The 13,347-nt window shown below is 37.8% G+C and carries 29 protein-coding genes; all 29 read left to right on the forward strand.

Features of this window, described 5'->3' with window-relative positions:
• Window positions 1–122, forward strand: a 122-nt coding sequence (locus NT010_12185) for an elongation factor Tu (GenBank protein MCX5806800.1), incomplete at its 5' end; no start/stop codon positions are given.
• An 11-nt stretch (window positions 123–133) separates the two neighbouring features.
• Window positions 134–439, forward strand: a complete 306-nt coding sequence (rpsJ, locus tag NT010_12190) for a 30S ribosomal protein S10 (protein MCX5806801.1) — start codon at window positions 134–136, stop codon at window positions 437–439.
• Window positions 440–449: 10 nt separating this feature from the next.
• Window positions 450–1,073 carry a 50S ribosomal protein L4 gene (gene rplD / locus NT010_12195; protein ID MCX5806802.1) on the forward strand — a complete coding sequence of 208 codons (624 nt, stop codon included), beginning with the start codon at window positions 450–452 and terminating at the stop codon, window positions 1,071–1,073.
• Window positions 1,070–1,357, forward strand: coding sequence for a 50S ribosomal protein L23 (locus NT010_12200; protein ID MCX5806803.1), 288 nt, complete (start codon window positions 1,070–1,072; stop codon window positions 1,355–1,357). Before rplD ends, NT010_12200 begins: the two co-directional genes overlap by 4 nt.
• On the forward strand, window positions 1,357–2,184 hold the full coding sequence (rplB, locus tag NT010_12205; GenBank protein MCX5806804.1) for a 50S ribosomal protein L2: 828 nt from the start codon (window positions 1,357–1,359) through the stop codon (window positions 2,182–2,184). Before NT010_12200 ends, rplB begins: the two co-directional genes overlap by 1 nt.
• Before the next feature lie 10 nt (window positions 2,185–2,194).
• Complete coding sequence (gene rpsS, locus NT010_12210; GenBank protein MCX5806805.1) at window positions 2,195–2,485, forward strand: 30S ribosomal protein S19; 291 nt, start codon at window positions 2,195–2,197, stop codon at window positions 2,483–2,485.
• A 5-nt stretch (window positions 2,486–2,490) separates the two neighbouring features.
• Complete coding sequence (gene rplV / locus NT010_12215; protein MCX5806806.1) at window positions 2,491–2,823, forward strand: 50S ribosomal protein L22; 333 nt, start codon at window positions 2,491–2,493, stop codon at window positions 2,821–2,823.
• A 13-nt stretch (window positions 2,824–2,836) separates the two neighbouring features.
• Window positions 2,837–3,481, forward strand: a complete 645-nt coding sequence (gene rpsC, locus NT010_12220) for a 30S ribosomal protein S3 (protein MCX5806807.1) — start codon at window positions 2,837–2,839, stop codon at window positions 3,479–3,481.
• The gene (rplP, locus tag NT010_12225) at window positions 3,481–3,897 is read left to right on the forward strand and encodes a 50S ribosomal protein L16 (protein MCX5806808.1); all 417 of its coding nucleotides are present in this window, start codon (window positions 3,481–3,483) and stop codon (window positions 3,895–3,897) included. The genes rpsC and rplP overlap by 1 nt, the downstream gene beginning before the upstream one ends.
• Window positions 3,894–4,088: a 50S ribosomal protein L29 gene (rpmC, locus tag NT010_12230; GenBank protein ID MCX5806809.1), complete on the forward strand. Its 195-nt coding sequence runs from the start codon at window positions 3,894–3,896 to the stop codon at window positions 4,086–4,088. Before rplP ends, rpmC begins: the two co-directional genes overlap by 4 nt.
• An 81-nt stretch (window positions 4,089–4,169) precedes the next feature.
• Window positions 4,170–4,481, forward strand: a complete 312-nt coding sequence (gene rpsQ / locus NT010_12235) for a 30S ribosomal protein S17 (protein MCX5806810.1) — start codon at window positions 4,170–4,172, stop codon at window positions 4,479–4,481.
• The gene (gene rplN, locus NT010_12240) at window positions 4,462–4,830 is read left to right on the forward strand and encodes a 50S ribosomal protein L14 (GenBank protein ID MCX5806811.1); all 369 of its coding nucleotides are present in this window, start codon (window positions 4,462–4,464) and stop codon (window positions 4,828–4,830) included. Before rpsQ ends, rplN begins: the two co-directional genes overlap by 20 nt.
• Before the next feature lie 7 nt (window positions 4,831–4,837).
• Window positions 4,838–5,161 carry a 50S ribosomal protein L24 gene (gene rplX / locus NT010_12245; GenBank protein ID MCX5806812.1) on the forward strand — a complete coding sequence of 108 codons (324 nt, stop codon included), beginning with the start codon at window positions 4,838–4,840 and terminating at the stop codon, window positions 5,159–5,161.
• A 29-nt stretch (window positions 5,162–5,190) separates the two neighbouring features.
• Window positions 5,191–5,718 carry a 50S ribosomal protein L5 gene (gene rplE / locus NT010_12250; GenBank protein MCX5806813.1) on the forward strand — a complete coding sequence of 176 codons (528 nt, stop codon included), beginning with the start codon at window positions 5,191–5,193 and terminating at the stop codon, window positions 5,716–5,718.
• Between the two features lie 11 nt (window positions 5,719–5,729).
• On the forward strand, window positions 5,730–5,915 hold the full coding sequence (locus NT010_12255) for a type Z 30S ribosomal protein S14 (GenBank protein ID MCX5806814.1): 186 nt from the start codon (window positions 5,730–5,732) through the stop codon (window positions 5,913–5,915).
• 10 nt (window positions 5,916–5,925) lie between these two features.
• Window positions 5,926–6,327, forward strand: a complete 402-nt coding sequence (gene rpsH, locus NT010_12260) for a 30S ribosomal protein S8 (GenBank protein MCX5806815.1) — start codon at window positions 5,926–5,928, stop codon at window positions 6,325–6,327.
• 8 nt (window positions 6,328–6,335) lie between these two features.
• Window positions 6,336–6,875 carry a 50S ribosomal protein L6 gene (rplF, locus tag NT010_12265; protein ID MCX5806816.1) on the forward strand — a complete coding sequence of 180 codons (540 nt, stop codon included), beginning with the start codon at window positions 6,336–6,338 and terminating at the stop codon, window positions 6,873–6,875.
• 10 nt (window positions 6,876–6,885) lie between these two features.
• Window positions 6,886–7,251 carry a 50S ribosomal protein L18 gene (rplR, locus tag NT010_12270; GenBank protein ID MCX5806817.1) on the forward strand — a complete coding sequence of 122 codons (366 nt, stop codon included), beginning with the start codon at window positions 6,886–6,888 and terminating at the stop codon, window positions 7,249–7,251.
• A 32-nt stretch (window positions 7,252–7,283) separates the two neighbouring features.
• Window positions 7,284–7,772 (forward strand): 30S ribosomal protein S5, encoded by a 489-nt coding sequence (gene rpsE / locus NT010_12275; protein ID MCX5806818.1) that lies wholly within the window; start codon window positions 7,284–7,286, stop codon window positions 7,770–7,772.
• Between the two features lie 3 nt (window positions 7,773–7,775).
• Window positions 7,776–7,961: a 50S ribosomal protein L30 gene (gene rpmD / locus NT010_12280; protein ID MCX5806819.1), complete on the forward strand. Its 186-nt coding sequence runs from the start codon at window positions 7,776–7,778 to the stop codon at window positions 7,959–7,961.
• The gene (rplO, locus tag NT010_12285; protein ID MCX5806820.1) at window positions 7,962–8,405 is read left to right on the forward strand and encodes a 50S ribosomal protein L15; all 444 of its coding nucleotides are present in this window, start codon (window positions 7,962–7,964) and stop codon (window positions 8,403–8,405) included.
• Window positions 8,405–9,712, forward strand: coding sequence for a preprotein translocase subunit SecY (secY, locus tag NT010_12290; GenBank protein MCX5806821.1), 1,308 nt, complete (start codon window positions 8,405–8,407; stop codon window positions 9,710–9,712). Before rplO ends, secY begins: the two co-directional genes overlap by 1 nt.
• Window positions 9,713–9,730: 18 nt before the next feature.
• Window positions 9,731–10,480, forward strand: a complete 750-nt coding sequence (gene map, locus NT010_12295; GenBank protein MCX5806822.1) for a type I methionyl aminopeptidase — start codon at window positions 9,731–9,733, stop codon at window positions 10,478–10,480.
• A gap of 6 nt (window positions 10,481–10,486) precedes the next feature.
• A complete protein-coding gene (gene infA / locus NT010_12300; protein MCX5806823.1) occupies window positions 10,487–10,705 on the forward strand; it encodes a translation initiation factor IF-1 in 219 nt (72 codons plus the stop codon).
• Between the two features lie 65 nt (window positions 10,706–10,770).
• Window positions 10,771–10,884, forward strand: a complete 114-nt coding sequence (gene rpmJ, locus NT010_12305; protein MCX5806824.1) for a 50S ribosomal protein L36 — start codon at window positions 10,771–10,773, stop codon at window positions 10,882–10,884.
• 11 nt (window positions 10,885–10,895) lie between these two features.
• Window positions 10,896–11,264, forward strand: a complete 369-nt coding sequence (gene rpsM / locus NT010_12310; GenBank protein MCX5806825.1) for a 30S ribosomal protein S13 — start codon at window positions 10,896–10,898, stop codon at window positions 11,262–11,264.
• A gap of 11 nt (window positions 11,265–11,275) precedes the next feature.
• The gene (rpsK, locus tag NT010_12315) at window positions 11,276–11,665 is read left to right on the forward strand and encodes a 30S ribosomal protein S11 (GenBank protein MCX5806826.1); all 390 of its coding nucleotides are present in this window, start codon (window positions 11,276–11,278) and stop codon (window positions 11,663–11,665) included.
• An 11-nt stretch (window positions 11,666–11,676) separates the two neighbouring features.
• Window positions 11,677–12,297, forward strand: coding sequence for a 30S ribosomal protein S4 (rpsD, locus tag NT010_12320; protein MCX5806827.1), 621 nt, complete (start codon window positions 11,677–11,679; stop codon window positions 12,295–12,297).
• A 29-nt stretch (window positions 12,298–12,326) separates the two neighbouring features.
• Window positions 12,327–13,346, forward strand: coding sequence for a DNA-directed RNA polymerase subunit alpha (locus NT010_12325; protein MCX5806828.1), 1,020 nt, complete (start codon window positions 12,327–12,329; stop codon window positions 13,344–13,346).
• Window position 13,347: the final 1 nt, after the last annotated feature.

Below are 13,347 nucleotides of genomic sequence, written 5' to 3' on the forward strand. Positions count from 1 at the left end.
ATAATGTAACTATCATTGTTGAGCTTGTTACCCCCATTGCCCTTGAGAAAGAACTCCGTTTTGCTATAAGGGAAGGTGGAAAGACTGTTGGAGCCGGCGTTGTCACTGAGATTATAGAGTAGAGGGGAAAAAGATGAGGCAGAGAATCAGGATATGCCTGAAGGCCTTTGATCATGGATTGCTTGATCAATCGGTAAAAGAAATAGTGGATGCTGCAAAGAAAACCGGGGCACATGTTGTTGGACCTGTTCCATTGCCAACAAGAATACAAAAATTTTGTGTGTTACGTTCGCCGCATATTGATAAAAAATCGAGGGAACAGTTTGAAGTGAGAACACACAAAAGATTGATTGATATTGTTGATCCGACACAACAAACAGTAGATGCCCTGATGAAATTGGAACTTGCAGCAGGTGTTGATGTGGAAATAAAGTCCTGAGGAGTTTATAATGGCAACGGCAGATTTGCTTGATATAAAAGGCGAAAAAATAGGTGAAATTGAGATAAAGGATGAAGTGTTTAATGTCGAGGTTAAAACCTATCTTATGCATGATGTTGTAAAAATGCAGCTTGCAGGGAGAAGAAGAGGGACAGCATCGACAAAAACACGAAAAGATGTAAAAGGAAGCGGAAGAAAACTTTTTAAACAAAAGGGAACCGGAAGAGCCAGACAGGGGAATATAAGGGCGCCTATTCAAGTGGGTGGTGGTGTTGTATTCGGACCACATCAAAGAGATTACAGCTATTCTGTGCCTAAAAAAGTAAGACGAAGTGCATTAAGATCAGCTTTAACTGTAAGATATACAGAATCTAATATGAAGATACTTGATAAACTTGCCTTAGAAAATTTTAGTACAAAGACATTTAAAGGAATAGTTGATATTCTAAAACTTACAAAACCACTTTTTATTATTGACAAAAAAGATGAAATTATCGAAAAATCAGCGAGAAACATACCTTTTGTTAAAATACTAAGAACTGACGGTTTAAACGTATACGATGTAATAAAACATGAACAGCTTATTTTTACGCTGGATGCTCTGCGGAAGGTTGAAGAGGTGCTGGTACAATGATTGAGTACGATATAATTATAAAACCTATAATAACAGAAAAAAGTTCTTTTTTGAAAGAAACAGGAAATCAGTATGTTTTTGAAGTTCAAAGAGATACAAATAAAATAGAAATTAAAAAGGCAATAGAAAAACTTTTTAAGGTAAAGGTTGTTTCAGTGCAGGTAGCGAAAATGCAAGGCAAAACAAAAAGAGTTGGAAAGTTCTCAGGAAAAAAGCCTGACTGGAAAAAGGCAGTTGTTAAACTGAGTCCAAAAGACAAAATAGCTATTTTTGAGGGTGCATAATGGGTATACAGGAATATAAGCCAACATCTGCCGGTAGAAGATTCATGAGCATTAATACCTTTGAGGAGATTACAAAGGATAAACCGGAAAAATCTTTATTAGAACCTGTTAAAAGATCAGGCGGCAGAAATAATTATGGCAGGATAACAACAAGACATATTGGCGGTGGACATAAAAGAAACTACAGAGTTATAGATTTCAAGCGGAATAAATATGAAATTCCCGGTAAAGTTGCAAGCATTGAGTATGACCCGAACAGATCTGCAAACATTGCACTTATAAATTATGTTGATGGTGAAAAAAGATATATTCTTGCACCGCTTAAGTTAAAAGTTGGTGCCGTGATTATTGCAAGTAAAAAATCGGATACCGAAATAAATGAGGGAAATGCGCTTCCTTTAAAATATATCCCAGCCGGAACATTTGTTCATAACGTAGAAATGAAGCCAGGAAAAGGTGGACAGATTGCACGAAGTGCAGGTAATTATGCACAGCTTGTGGCAAAAGAAGGTGCGTATGGACATGTAAGATTGCCATCCGGAGGAGTAAGGCTCATACTTTTAACTTGTATGGCGACAATTGGACAGGTAGGAAATATTGACCACGAGAATGTCACTATAGGCAAGGCTGGCAAAACAAGATGGAAAGGTACAAGACCTACTGTCAGAGGAACGGCTATGAACCCCGTAGATCATCCATTAGGTGGCGGCGAAGGAAGATCAAAGGGCGGAAGGCATCCATGTTCTCCCTGGGGGCAGTTATCTAAAGGCTTAAAAACAAGAAAAAATAAAAGAACTGATAAATATATAATAAAGCTAAGAGGTTAGGGAGGTACATGTGGCAAGGTCTTTAAAGAAAGGGCCATTCGTAAATGAAAAGTTAATTGAAAAGGCCTTAGCAGCAAAGGGGACGAAGAGCTCAAAGGTTATAAAAACATGGTACCGAAGTTCAACTATCACACCAGATTTTATTGGGCTGACTTTTGCAGTTCACAATGGGAAGAAATTTATACCAGTTTTTGTGACAGAGGAAATGGTTGGTCATAAGCTTGGCGAATTTTCTCCGACGAGAATATTTCATAGCCATTCAGGAGACAGGAAAGCAAAAGTTGTGAAAAGGAAGGAATAAATAAAATGGAAATTGTGGCAAAAGCGAAAATGATAAGAATTTCTCCACGAAAAGTCAGAATTGTAGGAGAAGTTATAAAGAAGAAAAACGTCAATGATGCAACAGGTATTCTCATGTATATGCCTCAAAAGGCGTCTTTTATCCTTAAAAAACTTCTTGATAGTGCGATTGCCAATGCAAAGCAAAAAAAGTATGTGGATATAGACAGTCTTTTTGTTAAGAATGTAATAGTCGATGGTGGACCAATGTTGAAACGGTTTTTACCGAGGGCTATGGGAAGGGCATCTAAGATAAGAAAGAGATTAAGCCACATCACCTTGGTGCTGGATGAATCTTAATATTGGAGGTTAAATGGGTCAAAAGACACATCCTTATGGTTTTAGACTGGGAGTAATTAAAACTTGGGATTCTAAATGGTTTGCAGCAAAAAATTATGCAATTTTTTTGCATGAAGATATCAGAATCAAGAAGTTTCTGAAAGAAAAATTGCACCAGGCAGGTATATCCAGGGTTGAGATCGAAAGAGCGGCCAATAAAGATAAAAGAGTAAAGGTGAATATATTTACAGCCAGACCCGGGCTTGTTATCGGAAGAAAGGGTGCAGAAGTAGAAAATCTTAAAAAGGAACTGCAGAGGATTACGGAGAAGGAAGTTATATTGAATATTACCGAAGTGAAAAGACCCGAGGTAGACGCTCAGCTTGTTGCAGAAAATGTAGCGTTGCAGCTTGAAAGAAGAGTATCCTTCAGAAGAGCGATGAAGAGAAATGTGTCTCAGGCCATGAAATTCGGCGCAAAAGGAATTAAGGCAATGTGTGCAGGCAGATTGGCAGGGGCAGAAATGGCACGTACAGAGTGGTATCGAGAGGGACGCGTTCCGCTTCAGACAATCAGGGCTGATATAGATTATGGTTTCGCAATATCGCAGACAAAATATGGTGTCATAGGCGTTAAGGTGTGGATTTTTAAAGGCGAAGTGTATCAGGAGGCAGTGTAATGCTTTCACCTAAGAGGGTCAGGTATAGAAAACAGCAAAAAGGAAGAATGACAGGTACTGCCAGCAGAGGCAACGAAGTAAGTTTCGGGGATTTTGGGTTGCAGGCAGTTGAATGCGGAAGAATTACGGCAAGACAGATTGAAGCAGCAAGGATTGCTCTTACAAGGTATGTAAAAAGAACAGGAAAAGTTTGGATACGCGTATTCCCTGATAAACCAATAACAAAGAAACCCGCTGAAACGAGAATGGGAAAGGGCAAGGGCAGTACTGAAGGATGGGTGGCCGTTGTATTGCCTGGAAAAGTACTGTATGAAATAGAAGGCGTCCCTGAAGATAAGGCGAAAGAAGCCTTACGGATAGCATCATTTAAACTTCCAATAGGAACAAGATTTATTGCGAGAAGTGAGGAACAATGAAAGCTAAGGAACTGAGAGAGTTGACAACAGAGGAGCTCAAAAAAAGGAAAAAAGATTTTAAAGAGGAGCTTTTTAATTTAAGATTCCAGCATTCTACCGGTCAGCTTGAGAATAATGCAAGAATAGCTATAATAAAAAAAGATATTGCAAGAATAGAGACAGTTATCAGGTATAAGCAGATAAACAGTTAATAATAAATGAAAGTTTGTTATTCGAAAAAGATAGCAGCAAAGAGGCAGTATTTATAAGCTTACTATAATTTGAGGTTAAGCATGGAATTGAAAGCTGACGCAAACAAAAAGAAGATAACAGGTGTGGTAGTTAAAAATAAGATGGATAAAACGGTAATAGTAGAAGTTTCAAGATCATTTAAGCATTCGATGTACCACAAGTATATCAGTACAAAAAAGAGATACAAAGCACATGATGAGGAGAACAGATGTTCAATGGGAGATAGAGTCTTGATTGTTGAATCAAGACCATTAAGCAAAGAGAAAAGATGGTTGGTAAAAGCGATTATTAAAAAAGTGGAGCCCATTCTTGTTCAGGAAGAGGTGGTGAAGGATGATTCAGGAGAGAACTAAACTTGAGGTTGCGGATAATTCAGGCGCTAAAAAATTAGGATGCATCAGGGTCCTTGGGGGTTCTAAAAAGAGATATGGAACCGTTGGGGATATTATTGTAGCCTCTGTAAAAGAAGTGATCCCGAATTCAAAAGTTAAAAAAGGTGATGTTGTTAAAGCTGTGATAGTAAGAACAAAGAAAGAAATCAGAAGAGTAGATGGTTCGTATGTAAAGTTTGACGACAACTCTGCTGTAATAATAAATCAATACAATGAACCGATAGGAACCAGGATTTTTGGACCAGTAGCAAGAGAGCTACGGGCAAAGAAATTCATGAAGATCGTGTCGTTGGCACCCGAAGTAGTGTGAGGATAATATGGAAAAGCAATATCACGTAAAGAAAAATGATCTTGTTATGGTAAAGACAGGTAAGGATAAAGGAAAAACAGGAAAAGTATTAAGAATTGCCAAGAAAAAAGATAGATTGATTGTTGAAAAAGTAAACATGATAAAAAAACATGTGAAACCAAGCCAGAAAACAAAAGGCGGAGTAATGGAGAAGGAGAGTCTAATCCATGTTTCAAATGTAATGATTTTTTGCGAAAAATGTTCCAAACCTGTAAGGATAGGCAAAAAGATACTTGAAGACGGGAAAAAAGTTAGATTCTGCAAGAAATGTAATGAGGTTATTGATAAGTAAGCAGGAGGCATTAGTTGAAAACGGCATATATGGATTTTTATGAAAAGGAAGTAGTAACGGCGTTAATGCAAAGATTCAAATACAAAAATGTTATGCAATTGCCGAAAATTGAAAAGATTGTCATAAATATCGGTGTTGGCGAGGCAATTCAGAATGTAAAGACTCTTGATGCTGCTTCAGGTGATATTGCAATGATCTCAGGCCAGAAGCCGGTTATAACAAAAGCGAAAAAATCTATCGCTTCTTTTAAATTAAGAGCAGGTATGTCGATAGGTTGTATGGTAACACTCAGGCGGGAAAGGATGTATGAATTCCTTCATAAACTTGTCTATATTGTTCTTCCAAGAGTGAGGGATTTTAAAGGTGTTTCCCCAAAATCCTTTGATGGAAGAGGAAACTATACTCTTGGATTAAGAGAACAGACTATTTTTCCTGAAATTGATTATGATAAAGTAGACAAGGCAAGGGGTATGAATATAACAATTGGTACAACAGCTAAAACAGATGAAGAGGGTTTTGAGCTTTTAAAGCTTATGGGTATGCCCTTCAGGACTTGATGGAGGAGTAGATGGCAAGAAAGTCAATGATTGAGAAATGGAAAAAAACTCCTAAATATAGCACAAGATTCAGGAATAGATGTGCTATATGCGGCAGACCAAGGGGTTATCTGGGAAAATTTCATATGTGTAGAATATGTGTAAGGAATTATTCCTTAAGAGGAGAAGTTCCTGGAGTAACTAAATCAAGCTGGTAAGGGGGCATGTATGTCAATGAGTGACACTATAGCTGATATGCTTACAAGGATAAGAAATTCGATAATGGCTCGCCATGAGTCGGTCGATATTCCTTATTCTAATATGAAGTTGGCTATATCTAAGATATTGAAAGAAGAAGGATATATTAAAAATTATAAAATATTTGTTGATGATATGAGGAAAAAGTTTTTGAAGATTTATATACACTATGATGCAAACAATCAAAGTGTGATTACAGGTTTGAAAAGAATCAGCAAACCAGGAAGAAGGGTATACTCAAAGGTCGATGAAATGCAAAAACTTTCAAAACGTTACGGTACTGTGATTCTTTCAACCTCGAAGGGGTTGATGACAAATAAAAATGCAAAGAAGAATAACACAGGTGGTGAACCCCTCCTGTTGGTATGGTGAGGTGTGGTATGTCAAGGATAGGTAAAAAACCTATTGTATTGCCTGATGATGCGAAACTGGTTTTTAAGGATGATGAAATAACAGTATCAGGGCCAAAAGGGTCATTGAATAGAAAGCTGCTTGAAGGATTAGAGCTGTCCTTTGATGGAAACATTTTAACAGTTCTGAGAAAAAGTGAAGAAAAGAAAATAAAGGGATATCATGGCCTAATGAGAACCTTAATTTCAAATATGGTTGAAGGCGTTCATAATGGTTTTGAAAGAAAGCTTGAAATAGCTGGTATTGGATATCGAGCTGAATTGCAGGGAAGTAACATTATATTTAACCTCGGATATTCACATCCAATAATATTTCCATTGCCAAATGGGATAAATGCACAGGTTGATAAGCAGACATTAATAACAATAAAAGGTATAAATAAAGAGCTTGTTGGTGAAGTTGCAGCAAAAATAAGGGCTCTTAGAAAACCCGATGTATATAAAAATAAGGGTGTAAAATATGCAGGTGAAGTATTAAGGAAGAAAGCAGGTAAAACAGGAAAGAAGTAAGGAGTAGAAAATGCAGACAAAAGATAAAGCCGAAGCAAGACTGAAAAGAAAAAAAAGAATTAGAAAGAAAGTAGCTGGAAGTCAGGAGAAGCCGAGGCTCTGTGTATATAAAAGCTTAAGCCAGATTTACGTGCAATTGATTGATGATGTGCATGATAAGGTTGTGACCGGTGTTTCCACTCTGAATAAGGATGTGAAGGCACAGATCAAATATGGTGGCAACATAGAGGCAGCTAAAAGAATTGGTGAAAGTATCGGTAAGAAGGCAATAGAAATGGGATTTACAAAAGTTGTTTTTGATAGAAACGGTTTTAAATATCATGGCAGAATAAAGGCACTTGCAGATGCGGCAAGAGAAGCCGGTCTAATATTTTAAGAGGAGGCTTTCTATTGGTTGAGAAAAGGCGCATAGAAGTGGATGGAATTGAATTACAGGACAGGCTGGTATATATAAATCGTGTTGCTAAGGTTGTAAAAGGCGGCAGGCGTTTCAGTTTCAGCGCAATAGTTGTGGTTGGTGATGGTAATGGTCATGTAGGATATGGTTTGGGAAAGGCAAACGAAGTGCCTGATGCAATTCGTAAGGCAATAGAACGTGCAAAAAAGGATCTCGTAGAAGTTCCTGTTTCGAACGGTACGATTCCACATGAAGCCAAAGCGAAGTATGGTACAAGTCAAGTATTTATGAAACCTGCAAGTGCAGGAACAGGTGTTATCGCCGGAAGGGCGGTGAGGGCTGTAGTTGAGGTGGCGGGCATAACGAATATACTTACTAAGTGTTATGGTTCAAGAAACTATCATAATGTTGTGAAGGCCACAATAAAAGGCCTTTCTGAGTTAAAATCGCCTGAGATGTCGTTGAAGCAGCGAGGAAAAATTAAGGTTGAGGAGGCTTAAAAGGTGTCTTATCTCAAAGTAAAATGGATACATAGCATTAACAGCTGTACTAAGGACATGAGGGCTACGGTAAAAAGTCTTGGTTTTAAAAGGCTTTATGAAGAAAAGGTTGTAAAAAATACGCCCGAGATAAGAGGAATGGTAAAAAAAGTAATACACCTTGTAAAGGTGTTGGAGGATGTTCGATAGATGAAACTTTCAGATTTAAAACCATGTGAGGGATCAAAAAAGAAAAGAAAAAGAGTAGGAAGAGGCACAGGTTCCGGACACGGTACCACAGCTACCTATGGCAACAAGGGTCAGCGGGCAACTAGTGGAGGTACAAAGGGAAAATGGTTTGAGGGTGGCCAGATGCCTCTTACAAGGAGAATCCCAAAGAGAGGGTTCAGGAATCCTTTTAGAAAAGAGTATGCGCTCGTAAAAATAGTAGATCTTGAAATATTTAAGGGTAAAGAAAAGGTGGAAATTGAGGATTTTTTTACTACAGGATTAGTAAAGGAAATAAAATCAGGCATAAAGTTGTTATCTGATGGAAATATTGATTTTTCAATAAAAGTAGCTGTACATAAGGCATCTAAAAAAGCTATTGAAAAAATTCAGGCACAGGGCGGAGATGTGGAGGTATTGATTTAATGGGAGGCTTCCAGAATATTGGCAAGATCCCGGAACTTAAGCGTAGAATTATAATTACACTTGCCTTGCTTGCGGTATACAGGATTGGAGTACATATACCTACGCCTGGCATAGATGGGCAGGTACTTGCAGGAATTTTTGAAAGGGCAAAGGGCACACTACTCGGTTTCTTTGATATGTTTGCCGGTGGAGGATTAGAACGACTTTCTGTTTTTGCACTTGGGATTATGCCGTATATCAGTGCATCTATTATTTTACAGCTTTTAACAGTTGTGGTACCGACGCTTGAACGATTATCAAAAGAGGGTGATGCCGGTAAAAAGAAAATAACTCAATATACAAGATATGGCACTGTTCTTATCGCTCTTATACAGGGTTTTGGAATCAGTATTGGGCTCGAGCAGATGCGCGGAGCAGCAGGAGAGCTTGTTGTGTATAATCCTGGTTGGGGCTTCAGACTTATGACCATGATTACACTTACCGGTGGAACATCTTTTATTATGTGGCTAGGCGAACAGATTACGGAAAAAGGTATAGGGAATGGTATATCCTTGATTATATTTGCCGGTATTGTTGCAAGGATGCCAAATGCAATAGCCGGCACCATGAGCCTTGTAAATTCCGGTGAAATGAACTGGTTTGTTATTATTTTAATTGTTGCGATGATGCTGGCTGTCATCGCCTTTATTATTTTTATGGAAACATCACAGAGGAGGATACCTGTTCAATATGCAAAAAGAGTTGTAGGAAGAAGGGTATACGGAGGACAGGCAACCCATTTGCCCTTGAAGGTGAATACTGCCGGTGTTATACCGCCAATCTTTGCTTCATCTATACTTATGTTTCCTGCAACTATTGCAAGCTTTATAAATCATCCATATATGAAAAAATTTGCAGAACTACTCACTCCTGGTACTATATTGCATGAGTTTATGTATATAGGTTTTATAGTATTTTTCTGTTTTTTTTACACTGCAATTGTGTTTAATCCGGATAATGTTGCAGATAACATGAAAAAATATGGAGGTTATTTACCTGGGATAAGGCCAGGCAAAAAAACGTCTGAATATATTGAGAAGGTGCTTTCAAGGATAACTTTTGTTGGAGCGATATATATCTCTTTTGTCTGTGTTCTTCCAACCCTGCTTGTAAAAAAGTTTAATGTTCCTTTTTATTTTGGTGGTACAGCACTTCTTATTGTGGTCGGAGTTGCCCTTGATACTATTCAGCAGATTGAGTCCCACCTTATACTTAGGCATTATGATGGACTTGTCAAGAAATCTGCGCGTATTAAGGGAAGAAGATAAGGTGCTGATAGTTGCAACATGATTTTATTGAAAAATGCTCAAGAAATCGAGAAGATACGAACAGCAAGCAAATATGCGATTGAAACACTATTTTATTTAAAAGAGTTTATTAAAGAAGGGATTAAGACGCTAGAACTTGAAGCTTTATGCGAAAACAGAATAAAAAAATTAAAAAATGCAAAACCTGCTTTTAAAGGTTACAATGGTTATCCTTTTTGCCTTTGTGTTTCTGTAAATGATGAAGTTGTTCATGGGATGCCGGATGAACGTATAATAAAGGATGGAGATATTGTAAGTCTTGATTTTGGCATTTTTTATGATGGTTTTTGTGGTGACGTTGCATTGACTAAAGGTGTAGGAAAGATACCTTCAGTGGTAGAGAGGCTTCTTGAGGTAACAGAAGAATCTCTTTACAAGGGAATTAACGAGGCCAAGGAAGGAAATAGGTTACACGATATATCAAATGCTGTTCAAACATGTGTTGAAAATGCGGGTTTTTCGGTAGTAAGAGAATTTGTTGGGCATGGGATTGGAAAAAATTTACACGAAGATCCACAAATACCCAATTTTGGCGAAAAAGATACAGGAATCCGATTGAAAAAAGGAATGGTTTTGGCAATTGAACCGATGGTTAATATGGGTGAAAAAGAAGTCATTATAAAGAAGAATGGATGGACAGCAGCAACAAAGGATGGCTCGTTATCGGCCCATTTCGAACATACGGTTGCAATTACAGGAAATGGACCTGAAATATTGAGCAAAATATAGGGGAATATGCCAAAAGGAGAAGGAATAGAAATAGAAGGAACAGTGATTGAACCATTGCCAAATGCGATGTTTCGGGTGGAACTGCCCAATGGACACAAAGTGCTTGCCCATGTATCTGGAAAAATGCGTATGCATTATATAAAAATATTGAGAGGTGATAAGGTAATCGTTGAATTGTCACCTTACGATTTAAGCAGGGGCAGGATTATATATAGAGCAAAATAGGGGCAGGATTATATATAGAGCAAAATAGGGGCAGGATTATATATAGAGTAAAATAGGAGGTTGTTATGAAGGTGAAACCTTCAGTCAAGAAGAGATGTGATAAATGTAAAATTATTAAAAGAAAAGGTGTGGTTAGAGTAATATGCGATAATCCTAAGCATAAACAGAGACAAGGGTAAGGAGGTAAAACTTGGCAAGAATCGCTGGTGTTGACATACCGAGAGATAAAAGGATAGAAGTTGCTCTGACCTATATATTTGGTATAGGTAGGCATTTGTCCAGTAAAATACTCTCAGAAGCAACTATTGATCCGAATAAAAGAACCAATGTGTTAACTGAAGAAGAGGTAGCAAAAATAAGGGATATAATCGAGAGAGATTATAAAGTTGAGGGCGATTTACGAAAAGAAGTAAGTGTAAATATAAAAAGACTTATGGATATAGGTTGTTATAGAGGGTTGAGACACAGAAAAGGCTTGCCGGTGAGGGGTCAAAGAACAAGAACAAATTCAAGAACACGAAAAGGCCCCAGAAAAACGTCTATGAAAAAAAAGAAATGAGGTGAGCACATATGGCCAAAATCAAAAAAAGTACTAAAAAAAAGGTTAAAAAGAATATTCCGATTGGTGAAGCATACATCCAGTCGAGTTTTAATAATACAATTATAACTATTACAGACCCACAGGGAAATGTTGTTTCATGGTCGAGTGGAGGTGTTGTAGGTTTTAAGGGCTCGAGAAAAAGCACACCTTTTGCAGCTCAGCTTGCAGCAGAAAATGCTGCGAAGAAGGCAATGGAAAACGGATTGAAAACGGTAGATGTGTTTATAAAAGGGCCTGGTGCCGGCAGGGAAGCTGCATTGCGAGCACTTCAAGGTGCAGGGTTAAAGATACATCTGATAAGAGATGTTACGCCGATTCCACATAACGGTTGCAGACCACCAAAAAGAAGAAGAGTGTAAGGAGGAAAACCTTGTCAAGATATGTTGGACCATCATGCAGGTTATGTAGAAGAGAAGCTAGTAAGTTATTTCTCAAAGGTGAAAGATGTTATACAGAAAAGTGTGCAATGGAAAAGAGAAATTATCCGCCAGGTGCCCATGCTGAAACAAGGAGTAAAACACTTGAATATGGTATCCGTTTAAGAGAAAAACAGAAAGTGAGAAAAATATATGGCCTTGGTGAAAAGCAATTTAAAAGATTTTTTACAATTGCAGAGAGAAAGCCGGGAATAACAGGAACTAATTTTCTTATACTACTTGAAAGAAGACTAGATAATATGGTTTATAGACTTGGATTTGCTACGTCGAGGAAAGAAGCGAGACAAATTGTATCGCATAATCATATATCCGTTAATGGAAAAAAAGTAAACATCCCCTCGTATTTTGTGAAGGAAGGTGATGAAATAGGAATAAGAAATAAAGATCTCCAGAGTGTAAAAAACGCCCTTGAATCTGTTGTGAGGAGGGGAGTTCCTTCCTGGTTGGAATTAGATAAAGACGGTGTGAAGGGAATAGTAAGACTGTTGCCTTCAAGAGAAGATATTACAATGCCTATTAAGGAACAGCTTGTAGTAGAGTACTATTCAAGGTAGTTTTATACCCCCAAAGGAGGGTGCTGCATATGTTTGAAAAAAATTGGCAGGAATTGATAAAGCCAACAAAGATTGAAATAGAAAAAAAAGAGAGTGATTATGTAAAGTTTTCTTCAGAGCCCTTTGAGCGAGGCTATGGCGTAACCATAGGAAATTCGTTGAGGAGAATACTACTCTCATCTATTATGGGTGGCGCTATAACTTCAGTATGGATTGATGGTGTTGACCACGAATTTTCTACAATCAGAGGTGTCAAAGAGGATGTTACTGAGATAATACTTAACCTTAAAAGGGTAATTTTAAGGATAAGCGATGATAAGCCGAAAGAAATGAAGATCGATATTGCAGAAAAAAGGGAAATTAGAGCGAGAGATATAATTCATGACAGCAGTGTAGAAATCATGAACCCTGACCATTATATTGCCGTACTAAGTGATGAAGCAAAATTATATATGACCATGAAAGCAAGAATTGGGAGGGGCTATGTGCATGCGGAGTCGAATTATAGTGAAAATGAACCAATTGGAACAATACCGATAGATGCAGTATTCTCGCCAATAAAAAAGGTAAGTTATAATGTTACCCCAGCAAGGGTCGGAGAAAGAACCGATTATGACAAATTGACTATGGAAATCTGGACGAATGGAAGCGTGGATCCCCTGGATGCACTCTCTTTTGCGGCGAAGATTTTAAAGGAACAGATGCGCATATTTATAAACTTTGAAGATGTAGAGGATTTGAACGGAGTAGAAGGAAAGCAGATTGAAAAACAGGATTTTAATGAGAACCTGTATAGAAGTGTAGAAGAACTGGAGCTTTCTGTTAGAAGTGCAAATTGTTTAAAGAACGCAGATATTAAATATATTGGTGAACTTGTTCAGAAGACAGAGCAGGAAATATTAACAACTAAAAATTTTGGAAGGAAGTCCCTGAATGAGATAAAGGAAATTCTTTCCTATATGGGATTGAGGCTTGGAATTAAGCTTGAGAGTTTCCCGTCACGGGACGAACTGGATGAGATGGCACTGAAAAGAAAAGATCATATATAAT

The sequence above is a fragment of the Pseudomonadota bacterium genome (assembly GCA_026388275.1).
Taxonomy (GTDB): Bacteria; Desulfobacterota; Syntrophorhabdia; order Syntrophorhabdales; family Syntrophorhabdaceae; genus JAPLKB01.

What these genes read in the sequence shown, in the direction of transcription:
- rplB (MCX5806804.1), top strand. Translation starts at nt 1,357, where the DNA reads ATGGGTATACAGGAATATAAGCCAACATCTGCCGGTAGAAGATTCATG.
- NT010_12255 (MCX5806814.1), top strand. Translation starts at nt 5,730, where the DNA reads ATGGCAAGAAAGTCAATGATTGAGAAATGGAAAAAAACTCCTAAATAT.
- rplO (MCX5806820.1), top strand. Translation starts at nt 7,962, where the DNA reads ATGAAACTTTCAGATTTAAAACCATGTGAGGGATCAAAAAAGAAAAGA.
- rplE (MCX5806813.1), top strand. Translation starts at nt 5,191, where the DNA reads ATGGATTTTTATGAAAAGGAAGTAGTAACGGCGTTAATGCAAAGATTC.
- rplV (MCX5806806.1), top strand. Translation starts at nt 2,491, where the DNA reads ATGGAAATTGTGGCAAAAGCGAAAATGATAAGAATTTCTCCACGAAAA.
- rplN (MCX5806811.1), top strand. Translation starts at nt 4,462, where the DNA reads ATGATTCAGGAGAGAACTAAACTTGAGGTTGCGGATAATTCAGGCGCT.
- rpsQ (MCX5806810.1), top strand. Translation starts at nt 4,170, where the DNA reads ATGGAATTGAAAGCTGACGCAAACAAAAAGAAGATAACAGGTGTGGTA.
- rplR (MCX5806817.1), top strand. Translation starts at nt 6,886, where the DNA reads ATGCAGACAAAAGATAAAGCCGAAGCAAGACTGAAAAGAAAAAAAAGA.
- rpsJ (MCX5806801.1), top strand. Translation starts at nt 134, where the DNA reads ATGAGGCAGAGAATCAGGATATGCCTGAAGGCCTTTGATCATGGATTG.
- rplF (MCX5806816.1), top strand. Translation starts at nt 6,336, where the DNA reads ATGTCAAGGATAGGTAAAAAACCTATTGTATTGCCTGATGATGCGAAA.
- rpmC (MCX5806809.1), top strand. Translation starts at nt 3,894, where the DNA reads ATGAAAGCTAAGGAACTGAGAGAGTTGACAACAGAGGAGCTCAAAAAA.
- rpsC (MCX5806807.1), top strand. Translation starts at nt 2,837, where the DNA reads ATGGGTCAAAAGACACATCCTTATGGTTTTAGACTGGGAGTAATTAAA.
- rplD (MCX5806802.1), top strand. Translation starts at nt 450, where the DNA reads ATGGCAACGGCAGATTTGCTTGATATAAAAGGCGAAAAAATAGGTGAA.
- secY (MCX5806821.1), top strand. Translation starts at nt 8,405, where the DNA reads ATGGGAGGCTTCCAGAATATTGGCAAGATCCCGGAACTTAAGCGTAGA.
- map (MCX5806822.1), top strand. Translation starts at nt 9,731, where the DNA reads ATGATTTTATTGAAAAATGCTCAAGAAATCGAGAAGATACGAACAGCA.
- NT010_12200 (MCX5806803.1), top strand. Translation starts at nt 1,070, where the DNA reads ATGATTGAGTACGATATAATTATAAAACCTATAATAACAGAAAAAAGT.
- infA (MCX5806823.1), top strand. Translation starts at nt 10,487, where the DNA reads ATGCCAAAAGGAGAAGGAATAGAAATAGAAGGAACAGTGATTGAACCA.
- rpsH (MCX5806815.1), top strand. Translation starts at nt 5,926, where the DNA reads ATGTCAATGAGTGACACTATAGCTGATATGCTTACAAGGATAAGAAAT.
- rpmJ (MCX5806824.1), top strand. Translation starts at nt 10,771, where the DNA reads ATGAAGGTGAAACCTTCAGTCAAGAAGAGATGTGATAAATGTAAAATT.
- rplP (MCX5806808.1), top strand. Translation starts at nt 3,481, where the DNA reads ATGCTTTCACCTAAGAGGGTCAGGTATAGAAAACAGCAAAAAGGAAGA.
- rpsK (MCX5806826.1), top strand. Translation starts at nt 11,276, where the DNA reads ATGGCCAAAATCAAAAAAAGTACTAAAAAAAAGGTTAAAAAGAATATT.
- NT010_12325 (MCX5806828.1), top strand. Translation starts at nt 12,327, where the DNA reads ATGTTTGAAAAAAATTGGCAGGAATTGATAAAGCCAACAAAGATTGAA.
- rplX (MCX5806812.1), top strand. Translation starts at nt 4,838, where the DNA reads ATGGAAAAGCAATATCACGTAAAGAAAAATGATCTTGTTATGGTAAAG.